Genomic DNA, 10,945 nt, shown 5'->3' with positions numbered 1-10,945 from the left:
CTCCTTGCACTTAGTTGTGGTTTTGACATTCATATTTCCAGGTGCAAGATGTGAGCTAAGGCGTTTCTGACTCTTACCCAAAGTTTTGGTAGAGGTGTACCAACATGGTCAAGATTGCTGATATAAAGCTGAATAGCCTTTTTAATTTCTATCAAACCACGATTAGTATCTAAATTGGTTGCCAGAATTTCCTTAAAGTTGTCAAATTCTCCTCGTAACTGCCCTCCATCGACTTCGCACTGACGGTCTTGTTTTTCGTTTTTGATGATGATAACTGGACTTTTGTCGCTCAAGAGTTCGACAACTTTCAGCCACCAGTAAAAATCAGTGTTTTCTTTGCGAGTATCGGCGACTAAGGCATACAGAGAACGCTTGCTGAGGAAAAACTGATGTGTTTGATGGTAGATTTCCTGACCGCCAAAATCCCAGATGTTGACACGAAAATCTTTGCCATTGGGCTGTGTAAAGTGCCACTGGATCACCTCAATGCCTTCAGTTGATTTTTCATTCGCCTGGAGTTTATAGTTTTCGTTTTTAATTTTTTTGGCTAAAGAAGTTTTACCGACTCCTCCTTCACCAATAATCAAGAATTTTGCTTCGTAGAAGGGTTCAGTTTCGGCTGGGTCTTGCACCCGAAAATAGAAATCGAGAATTGCATTTACATCGCCTGGATCTTCGGATAAATACTTCGGCCCGGAAATCTCTGGTGGAATGGGGAGTGGATTTCTACGAAGATCCAGCTTTTTCAGGTTTGGTAGTTCCCTGATTTCCGCTGGCAGACTGCTCAGTTGATTCCAGCTCAGGTAGAGGGATTGCAGGTTGGTGAGTTGGCCAAATTCCGCTGGCAGACTGCTCAGTTGATTACCCCTGAGGTCGAGGGATTGCAGGTTGGTGAGTTTTCCAAATTTTGGTGGCAGACTGCTCAGTTGATTGTTGTCGAGATAGAGGGTTTGCAGGTTTGTGAGTTGTCCAAATTTCGCTGGCAAACTGCTCAGTTGATTACTGCTCAGGTTGAGGGATTGCAGGTTGGTGAGTTGGACAATTTCCACTTGCAGACTGCTCAGTTGATTACTGCTCAGGTAGAGGGTTTGCAGGTTGGTGAGTTGGCCAATTTCCGCTGGCAGACTGCTTAGTTGATTACCGCTCAGGTAGAGGGTTTGCAGGTTGGTGAGTTGGCCAATTTCCGCTGTCAGACTGCTCAGTTGATTACTGCTCAGGTAGAAGTATTGCAGGTTGGTGAGTTGGCCAATTTCCGCTAGCAGACTGCTCAGTTGATTGTTGTAAAGGTAGAGGGATTGCAGGTTGGTGAGTTGGACAATTTCCGCTGGCAAACTGCTCAGTTGATTGTTGTAGAGGTAGAGAGATTGCAGGTTTGTGAGTTGGCCAAATTCCGGTGGTAGACTGCTCAGTTGATTTCTGCCCAGGTCGAGGGATCGCAGGTTGGTGAGTCGTCCAATTTCCGCTGGCAGGGTTTTTAAGCTTTCCCCAGAAAGGTCTAATTCTGTCACCTTGTCTCTGACAGCTTGTTCAATAATTTCCAGCAGTTCTTCGTTAGTCATTTCGGGTTTTACAGAGGCGATGCCTGACGACGAGTTGCTGCTTGGACGCGCAGCAGAGAAATTGAGCTAATTAATAATCTAGCCTGTATCAAGGATTGCATTCAGACAATGTGCGTTAGCGTAGCTCGTTGTAGATATCATTGCAGACTTCTGTGCCCCTACAAAATCGTTCACCATTCAACCTCTGAACTCGAACCATATTAACGAAAAAAATTTAATATATATCGCCAATAAATAGTTTTTTCTTCAATGTAATATCTGTGAAGTTTTGTGTACTTAATCATAAATTAATAGTAAAAATTGTGACATCATCTTTTAGTTAAGAGTATAGTTTCAAACAACATCAATTTTAAAAATGATGTTTATACTTAGAAGTAAGTAAATGAAAGCAGGTGCATAATGAAACTACAAGATTTCTTGGGAAAAGATGAGAAATGGTCATTTGATGCGATCGCAGAAGATGCAGACTTGGCTCGTCAGATTCAAATACTGTTAATCGGCTTAGGTTTGCTGGAACCTCCAGCCGATGGGAAATTTGGCCCTGTTTCTGTCATATCTCTCAAAAAATTTCAAGAATTAACAAAGACTGAAGAGAGTGGCTTTTTAGGAGCAGTCACAGCCAAGAAACTAATTGAAACCAAAATAGACGATCTTCCTAAACCCCCCTTAAAACTAGGCAATGACATCGCTAGTAAGATTGTGAAATATATGCTAGCCAAAGATTATCAGGTATTTACCAATCCCAAAGAATACAACATTGTTTATGTAGAGGGCATAGATGCAGACTGGACTCTCAACAGTGACACGCCCAATCAATTTAATGATCGCCGGATTGTTATTGAAGTAGTAAATGGCGTTCCCAAAATCGTAGATCACTGGGAAGCTACTACAGAACCAGGGAAGTACTACACTTATAATCCAATGAATTCCAAAGGAGCAGCTAGGATTCAGTTTGGACAATACAAAGCTTGGGCCGTTGGTACCCACGGCACAGCCGAGCCTCATGAAGCGTTAGTGCAAGTTGGAGATATAACTGTTTGTAGAGATTTCAACAAAGATTTTAAACGGACTGGTGACAAACTTGATACAGGCGATGATTTTTATGTGAATCAACACTACGGCTTTGATTTTGCCCGGAATGATATTCGCCTTGCCAGTGCGGGTTGTTTAGTAGGACGTACTCGTGAGGGACATAGAGAGTTTATGGCGATTGTTAAACAAGACCGTCGTTATGTCGCTAATCGCAAATATACTTTTTACACTACCGTAATTGCTGGGGATGATTTACTGTAAATATTTTCAGGATGAAGTAATGGTTAATTGGTAGCATTTATTGTTGTGATGCAGCGTTTAGTAAGATAGCACAGGTGTGCTATCTTACTTTGTCTAACTTTGTTCTTGTGGTTGCCCTATCTGTGCCGTCAGTTTCTCTTTATCCTGTCTGCGTTTTTTGGCGTAAAGTTGAATAGTGACTGCCATCAAAATAATCATGGCGAAAATAGCCCAAGCAGCGATATCTGTAGGTAAATTATTCTTAAACACAGCCAGCAAAACGATCGCTACTAACATAACTGTAGGTGCTTCATTTAAAGCACGTAATTGCTGACTATTCCAACGACACTCATCTACTGCTAATTTCTTCATCAGCCGAGCGCAGTAATGATGATAGCCAATTAAAATAGCCACAAACAGCAGTTTGATATGCAACCAACCCTCTTTTAAAACGTCCGGTTCAGTGGTTAATAGACCGATGGCCATTGCGATCGTCACAAACATTCCTGGGTTAGTGATGATAGAGTAAAGGCGCTTTTCCATAATTTGATACTGATTTTTCAATATCGTTCGTGCTGGTTCCGGTTCAAGGTTAGCTTCAACGTGATAGATAAAAAGACGTACTAAGTAAAACAAACCAGCAAACCAAACTACAAATCCGACAATATGAAAGGCTTTAAACCATGAATAGGCCATGAGTCCTAATTTCCTTTACTTGTGGTTGTGATGCATTTTTAATGGTAATAAAAAAGAGTCAGAATTCATAATCCTCCAACCGTGAAAGGATGGAGTCTTAACAATAAAGAATATTTGAATTTAGCCTCTTCATCTTCTATTTAGTAGTGATTTGGAATCCTCCACTAATTGATTCTGAATTCTGACTCCTGAATTCTGACATTCATTTTTATAATATCGATTTTTGTCAAAGCTATATTGTCAATGAGTATCTTTACGACGCACAAAGGGTAAAAGGTCTTCTAAAATCGCCTCGTGGTAGTGTTCTTGAGGGTAATGTCCGACGTTATTAAGTTTTATTAATTCAGTATTTGGTACAGAATTGGTAAAGTTTTCGGCAATGTCTACAGGTAGCCAAGGGTCAATCATACCCCATTGAATCAGAATTGGTTGTTGCCATTCTTTAAAGCCAGTTTGAATTTCTGTCATGGCTGAATCAAGCTGTAAATTGCGAATACTTGCTAAGAGACTTCGACCAGATGAAGAAGCGGTTAAAAATGGTTTTCGATAAATATCTAAATCCTTATCTCCTATGCGATAACGGCTTCCACCTTCTAGTGTCCGATCGACTAATAAGGGGTCTTGGGTCATTACTTCACCTGCCAAAGGCAGACCCATTTGTTTAATTTTCCAGGGTAATTTAGCAGCAGTTGAAATTGGTGTATTTAAAATAGCTAAATTAGCAATTTGTTCTGGATGACGCAAAGCATATTGTAGTCCTACAGAACCTAAAAAGCCTTGGACAACTAAAGAAAAATGTTCAAGTTCTAGGGCTTTAATAAAACCTTCTAAAGCCGTGATAAAAGCATCGGGAGTGTAAGCAAAATCTCGTTTTTCTGGTTTGGCAGAAAAGCCGTAACCAATCCAATCGGGAGCGATCGCTCTTGTACCCTGCTTCGCCAAAGCAGGTATAATATGACGCCAACTGTAACTTTGTGAAACCAAGCCGTGTAGCAACAACACAGGCGCTAAGTCACTTCTGCCGATTGGTAAAGATTCCCGATAAAACCATTCCAGTGAATCTACATTGATTTTATGTTCTGTTATTGACACGTTATTTTCCTATATTAGGCATTGGAAATTGGGCATTGGGAATTGGGCATTGGGCATGAGTTATTCTCCTTGTCCCCTTGTCCCCTTGTCCCCCTCATCCCCCTCATCCCCCTGCTCCCTGAGAAATAATCATCTCACGAATCGCATAAGCTGTAGCGGGTGCTAGTAAAACGCCGTTGCGATAGTGTCCGGTAGCTAGGAGGACGTTACTAAACCCTGGCAACTTACCAATAACTGGGGCTGGGCGTCCTTCAGGACGGGGACGTAAGCCCGACCAGGTGCGGAGAATAGTTGCTGTGGCTAATTCTGGGCAAAATGCGATCGCTTGTTCTCTAATAGATTCCAGCAGTTCTTGATTTGGCGGTATCTGATCGCCATTGCTAGGAAATTCCACAGTTGCACCTACCCAATAATCTCCACCGCCCACAGGAACAATATGGACATCATTACCCGTTATCGCTGGCTGAAAGTTGGGATTGCCTAATGGATGCCCTACACGCATTTGCAAGGCTTGCCCAAGTACGGGGCGGATATCAATTATCTGATTTAATTTTGCCGTTAGGGGTGTTGAACCTAATCCTGCTGCAATTACAAACCAATCAGCGGTTATTTTTCCTTCTGTAGTCTCAAGGCAATCGCAAAATTCAGGTGTTGAGGTTGGGGCATCCAAAACAGTCACGCCAAATTTGAAAGTTACACCATTTTGCTGGGCAGCTTCAACTAAAGCTAAGGTGAGGGCAATTGGATCGATCTGGCGGTCTTGCGGAGAATAGACAGCGCCAGTAACTTTTTCGCGTTCTACTTGAGGACAAATATTCTGGAGTTTAGCCGTGTCCCAAATTTCTAAATTCCAGCCTTGAGAGTGGCGAATTTCTACTAACTTTTCCCATGCTGATATCCCCTCTAGGGAAGAATCAGACAAAAGCATGAGAATTCCCTGACGATTAAAAGGAATTTTGCGACCTGTTAAAGCTTCTAGTTCAGGAATCAAGGTTTCATAGCGTTGGATGCTAGTTTGCCGCATCTGCCAAGCTTTGCCCTTGATTTTTTGGCTGATTACGCCCATCAAAACGCCAAGTGCAGCGCCTGTGGAAGCTTGTGCTGGTGGTTGGCGATCGCAAACTGTAATTTTTAGCCCTTTTACTAGACTCAGTTGGTATGCGATCGCAGCCCCGACTACACCACAACCGACAATAACTACATGACTCATTACTGTTTTGAAGCAAAGATGGGGAAGTAGCAGGACAAGGGCGAGCAACTAAATAATTTTTACTCTCCCTCATCCCCCTTTGCTCATCTTACCTTGCGCTTAACTTGCCTCTGCTTCACTGTTGGTCTGAGGAAGCAGTTGGAAAAATTTGTCAATCTCTGCGAAAACAGCTTGGGAGTTATTTAAGGCAACTTGAGAATTGCCAGCACTAGTAGCTTTATCAAGTTTAACCAGGTCGTTAAACAAATCTCGTGTTATTTGACGTGCTTTGGGTTGGTCTTTGGGTAGAAGATTGGAAGTGACATAAGTCAGGTTCAGCCTTGCTTCTGTTATGGGCCCATGTGTAAAGTTACGCACATTAATCCAATCACCTCTTTTAATCAGGGTTGTCAACTCTTGTGAGCGATCGCGCACAGCCTGAATTTCAGGAACATAAGCCTGAATTTTTTCAAGTTGTACTGCTGTGTAAGTCGGAGGTGCCACCGCAACACCAGGACCACCACAACTAATCAGGAATGTGGCCATTAGTACTAGGAAAAATGAAAAAATCGAGCGTTGACGCACCATATATTGAACTTAATTGCTTTTTGTTTACCGATTCACAGTGTCATTTTAGATCGCTAGCGCAGTTAATCGTTCTTGTCAGCCAAGGATTTTACAGAAAATCTTGATATTTTCTCTTTTGAGGATTTTTTTAAGTACAATTACTTAATAGGTGTTAACCAGTCCTAAAAAGAAGCAATTTTTGGCTTCTGTTAGTAACGAGGATTGTTAGGAAAATATGATTTAGAGTTGCTAAATCTCAAAGCTCTTGATAAGCTGAAACACCAATCATATAAGCCTTCTGGCGGTTTTTCTCTCTTCACATCCTTGAAGATGCCGACGCAATATAGGAGTGTTTTTTAGTGAACGCAGCTGAACAGGCAACGAACCTTGAACTCGCCAGCAACATTGCTACGGTAGTTAATTTGTTCAAATTCGAGTTTCCTGATGCCAAATCCGATCTCAAACCCTGGAAAAATGACCCGGAAACTAGGGAGTTAGTCGATCCAGATTCTATAGATATCGGCTTTCACTTTCCTGGGATTAGCAAATCTTGGCGAAGTCGTAGTATTTTAATTCAAATCCGATTTTATCAAGATCCCATCAATAATTCTCGCCGGGCGATCGGCGTGGAGGTAGCTGGATTCGATCATCGCGGCGAAGCGTGGCGACTTTCTACGGTAGAAAACTGGAATGTTGTCGGCGCATCTTCGCCTTCTGGTGAAATTGCGGAAAAGCTCAAACAGATTTGCCGACAGATTTTAGAAGTTTTTAATAAACCAAGTCAATGAAATCAACTTGTCTTAGAGAAAGTAGTGAGGAATAATACAGAGGAAAGCTTTGCGTAGCCATAGCCCGCCTTATCACAATGACCACTGTAATATTTGTACATGGCACAGGCATTAGAGAACGAGAATACAACGAAACCTTTCAGATAATTGAGCAAAAGATTCACGCCCAACGTCCTGACATCAAAGTTTCTCCTTGTCTTTGGGGTGGATTAGGTGCAAAGTTCAATGATAATCGGGCATCAGTACCCTTGGAAGATGCGACACTGGCTTTATCTCAAGGAGAAGAAGACGCAGAGATTGTACTGTGGGGGCAATTATACCGCGATCCTCTGTATGAATTACAGCTGCTGTCTTTGAAACCGATTGAGGCAGGAAATCCCTTTGGGGAAGAACCAGGGGATGTTTTACAATCTCGTGTAGCCAGTCTCACTCCGGCATCTCAACTGGAAGCTAAGTTGCAAGAGGCGGGAATTGCAGAGGTATTTGAGCCAGCACGAGAAGATGTTATCCACAGTGAACCGTATGATCAGGCGTTGCTCACAGTTTCTGAATCTGATTTGAGTGAATATTATCCACCAATAGCTAGAGCAATTGTCGCTCAAGCAATGTTTATTAGCGAACAGCAAGAAAAATTTCCCCCGATACTCATCGATGCCCAATTGCGGGATGATGTTGTGGAATTGCTGACTCTGGCTTTGACAGAGGCGGAGTTAGGATTGGGTGGCTGGTTATTAAAGCCACTTGTGGGACTAGCGTTACCAATGGGAACAAATTATGTCAGAGGAAACCGCCTTGAGTTAACTGATAAAGTCTCGCCTATGCCCGGTGATATTTTGTTGTATCAGACGCGGGGTGAAAAAATCAGGGCGTTTATCCAGCAACAAATTGCCCAAGCAGAACCGCCAGTGGTTTTAATTGCCCATAGTTTGGGAGGTATAGCTTGTGTAGATTTGCTAGTGCAACAGCAGTTGTCTCAGGTGGAATTATTGGTAACAGTTGGTTCCCAAGCACCATTTTTATATGAGATTAACGCCCTCTACAGCTTAGAATATGGGCAGTTATTGCCAGAGCATTTCCCGGAATGGTTGAATATTTACGATTTACGGGATTTTCTCAGTTACGTGGGTAATAGAATTTTCCCTGAGCGAGTGCAGGATGTGCGAGTGGATAGCAGACAACCATTTCCCCGTTCCCACGGTGCTTATTGGACAAATGCCAAAACCTGGGAGGCGATTATTTCGAGGTTGCCATAATGGTTTACCCCACCCTAACCCTCCCCTTGTAAAGAGGAGGGAACTAGATTTATTGTTTCCCCCCTTTATAAGGGGGGATTAAGGGGGGTAATTCAAGTGTGTACACCGTAGATTCCCCGCTAGGGAAGGAGGTTAGGGGATTAGGGGATTAGGTTATTTTCCATACGAGGTGAGAAACTAAATCATCATGCAGTTGATGGCTAAACCTGAGCGGACATTTGGGTTAATTGTGGGTATTGAAAAGTACCATGAATCTACTTGGAATGTAACGGGTGGGGGGCCAGCCGATGACGCGCTGAAATTTGCTCATTGGCTGCATCGGCGCGGTGTCCCGAAGGAGAATATCCGGTTATGTTTATCAGCACTGGAACAAAATCATCAATTAATTGAGGAATGTGGGTTAACTGTAGAGTTAGCAACAGAGCAAAATATCTCCGACATTGTGACTAACTTTTTATCCCCAAAGTCGGGGGATTTACTCTACATTTTTTGGGCGGGACATGGTTTGATTACCTCAGAACGAGAGCGTCGATTGCTTTGTGCTGATGCCAATAAACAGAATTGGCAGAATTTAGATTTGAATTCTTTATTAGTTTTACTTGGTTCCGAAAAATTTCAGATTCGCAATCATATTTGTATTATTGATGCCTGTGCCAATTATGTTTTAGAGTCGAAGAGAAGACCAACTAACTTAGGTGGCAAAGCTTTTTTAAGCGGTCAGCCAAAGCAAGATAGTCAACAATTTGTGTTACTGGCTACGCGGGAAGGAGAACAAGCTAAGGTAAATTCTGAAAATAAAACAGGATACTTTTCTCAAGCTGTGCGGGAGGCTTTTGTAGCAGCTAATGGGACTTTTCCCCCGAACATGAGCGAAGTTACTGAGGCAGTTAAGCAGCGATTTAACACTTTAGATAAAAAACAACTGCCTACTTATTTTTATTCCCGTACTTGGGATGGAGATATTGAAAAATCTCATTTCAATCCGTTTGACATCCCGCATAATATCCAACAAAGTCAAGCTCGTAAGTTTGTCGGCAGGGATGAGCAAATAGAACAATTGCGGCAGCTATTGCAAGCAAATGATGTTGTAGCTATTACCGATGTGACTAGGCAAGGTGGGGTAGGTAAAACAGAGTTAGCTATTCAATACTCATGGCAATATTTAGAAGATTATTCTGGCGGGTGTTGTTGGTTAAATCCCCAAGGTATTGATTTGGGAACCCAGTTAGTAGAGTTTGGAGTTGTGAATTTACCTGACTTTAATCCACCGGATGGATTAAGCCTAGCAGGTCAAGTTGCTTATTGCTGGAAGAAGTGGCAAGCTGGCAAAGTTTTATTGATATTTGATGATGTCAAAGACTGGATGCAAATTAAACCCTACCTACCACCTAAAGGTTCTCGGTTTAAGGTGTTGATTACCACTCGTCTAAGTACAGGGTTAGCATATCCATCACTGCCGTTAGGTGGATTGTCAGAAGATGGAGCCTTAGAATTATTAGCAAAGCTATTGGGCGATGAATATGTTCAACAAAAGACGGAGACAGCAAAAGAAATTTGTAAATTAATCGGTTATTTACCCATTGCACTCTACCAAATAGCGGGGCATAGTCAAAATTGAGGAGGAGTATGATGCTAGCAGACATTCTCGCACGGCTACAAAAGCAAGCATCAGCAGGTGAGTCTGGTGTAGCAGCAGCTTTTGAGTTGAATTGGGAGTGCTTAGAACCAGAGGCGCAAAAGTTGGCAAGTCTTTTGAGTTTGTTTGCTTTGGCTCCTATCCCTTGGTCAATGGTTGAATCAGCAGCAAGTTATAGCCAGTGGGAATTTGACCTCAAAGCTAACTGCACTATTTTAGTTGAGCGTTATTTGCTGCAAGAATTGGCAGAGGACACCTACCAAATCCATGATCGCATTCGGGAATTATTGCAGCAGAAGCTAGAAGATTTGGCTGAAACAAACGAACTCAAGCGTGGCTATTGTCAAGCAATGGTAGCCGTAGCAAAAGATATTCCTTACACACCCACATTAGTAGAAATTGCTCAAGTAACTCTTGCCATCCCTCACCTTGGGGAAGCTGCTACAGTTTACCAAGCTTGGTTAAGCGATGATGATTTAATCTGGCCTTTTATAGGCTTGGCTAGATTTTACGAAGGTCAAGGAGCCTATGTGCAAGCTTTACCTTGGCATGAACAAAGTTTATCAGCTACTAGAAAACGTTTTGAGGATGAACACCCCTCTGTGGCAACTAGCCTGAACAATTTGGCATTACTCTACGAATCACAGGGAAGGTACAGCGATGCCGAACCTTTGTACATCGAAGCTTTGGCGATGACAAAACGCCTGCTGGGGGATGAACACCCCTCTGTGGCAACTAGCCTGAACAATTTGGCAGGACTCTACGAATCACAGGGAAGGTACAGCGATGCCGAACCTTTGTACATCGAAGCTTTGGCGATGACAAAACGCCTGCTGGGGGATGAACACCCCTCTGTGGCAACTAGCCTGAACAATTTGGCATTACTCTACGAA

10 protein-coding genes are annotated in these 10,945 nt (G+C 42.6%); 5 read left to right on the top strand and 5 right to left on the bottom strand.

The features are described from left to right. Positions 1 to 29 precede the first annotated feature (29 nt). Positions 30 to 1,559: a leucine-rich repeat domain-containing protein gene (locus HWQ58_RS05680; protein WP_366837415.1), complete on the bottom strand. Its 1,530-nt coding sequence runs from the start codon at positions 1,557 to 1,559 to the stop codon at positions 30 to 32. A 399-nt stretch (positions 1,560 to 1,958) separates the two neighbouring features. Here HWQ58_RS05680 and HWQ58_RS05675 point away from each other — a divergent pair, with 399 nt between their 5' ends. Then, positions 1,959 to 2,852, top strand: coding sequence for a peptidoglycan-binding protein (locus HWQ58_RS05675; protein ID WP_292858917.1), 894 nt, complete (start codon positions 1,959 to 1,961; stop codon positions 2,850 to 2,852). Positions 2,853 to 2,945: 93 nt separating this feature from the next. Here HWQ58_RS05675 and hemJ read toward each other — a convergent pair whose 3' ends face one another. The 4 genes from hemJ to psbQ all read right to left on the bottom strand — a co-directional run bounded on the left by hemJ (position 2,946) and on the right by psbQ (position 6,396). Next, on the bottom strand, positions 2,946 to 3,527 hold the full coding sequence (gene hemJ / locus HWQ58_RS05670; protein WP_292858914.1) for a protoporphyrinogen oxidase HemJ: 582 nt from the start codon (positions 3,525 to 3,527) through the stop codon (positions 2,946 to 2,948). Positions 3,528 to 3,767: 240 nt separating this feature from the next. Continuing rightward, entirely contained in the window at positions 3,768 to 4,619 is an 852-nt protein-coding gene (locus tag HWQ58_RS05665; protein WP_292858911.1) for an alpha/beta fold hydrolase, read from the bottom strand. Positions 4,620 to 4,722: 103 nt separating this feature from the next. Beyond that, entirely contained in the window at positions 4,723 to 5,829 is a 1,107-nt protein-coding gene (locus tag HWQ58_RS05660; protein ID WP_292858908.1) for an FAD-dependent oxidoreductase, read from the bottom strand. A 99-nt stretch (positions 5,830 to 5,928) separates the two neighbouring features. Further along, entirely contained in the window at positions 5,929 to 6,396 is a 468-nt protein-coding gene (psbQ, locus tag HWQ58_RS05655; protein WP_292858905.1) for a photosystem II protein PsbQ, read from the bottom strand. 338 nt (positions 6,397 to 6,734) lie between these two features. Between psbQ and HWQ58_RS05650 the strand changes: the two genes are divergently transcribed. From HWQ58_RS05650 to HWQ58_RS05635, 4 genes are all read left to right on the top strand, one after another. Continuing rightward, positions 6,735 to 7,163, top strand: a complete 429-nt coding sequence (locus HWQ58_RS05650; protein WP_292858902.1) for a hypothetical protein — start codon at positions 6,735 to 6,737, stop codon at positions 7,161 to 7,163. A gap of 77 nt (positions 7,164 to 7,240) precedes the next feature. Next, the gene (locus tag HWQ58_RS05645) at positions 7,241 to 8,416 is read left to right on the top strand and encodes an alpha/beta hydrolase (RefSeq protein WP_292858898.1); all 1,176 of its coding nucleotides are present in this window, start codon (positions 7,241 to 7,243) and stop codon (positions 8,414 to 8,416) included. Positions 8,417 to 8,612: 196 nt separating this feature from the next. Continuing rightward, complete coding sequence (locus HWQ58_RS05640; RefSeq protein ID WP_292858895.1) at positions 8,613 to 10,034, top strand: caspase family protein; 1,422 nt, start codon at positions 8,613 to 8,615, stop codon at positions 10,032 to 10,034. 8 nt (positions 10,035 to 10,042) lie between these two features. After that, a partial coding sequence (locus HWQ58_RS05635; RefSeq protein WP_292858892.1) for a tetratricopeptide repeat protein occupies positions 10,043 to 10,945 on the top strand: 903 nt, incomplete at its 3' end.

Origin of the sequence: Nostoc sp. LPT (assembly GCF_017115165.1) — a bacterium.
Classification (GTDB): domain Bacteria; phylum Cyanobacteriota; class Cyanobacteriia; order Cyanobacteriales; family Nostocaceae; genus Nostoc.
This window is presented reverse-complemented; position numbering and strand designations above follow the sequence as displayed.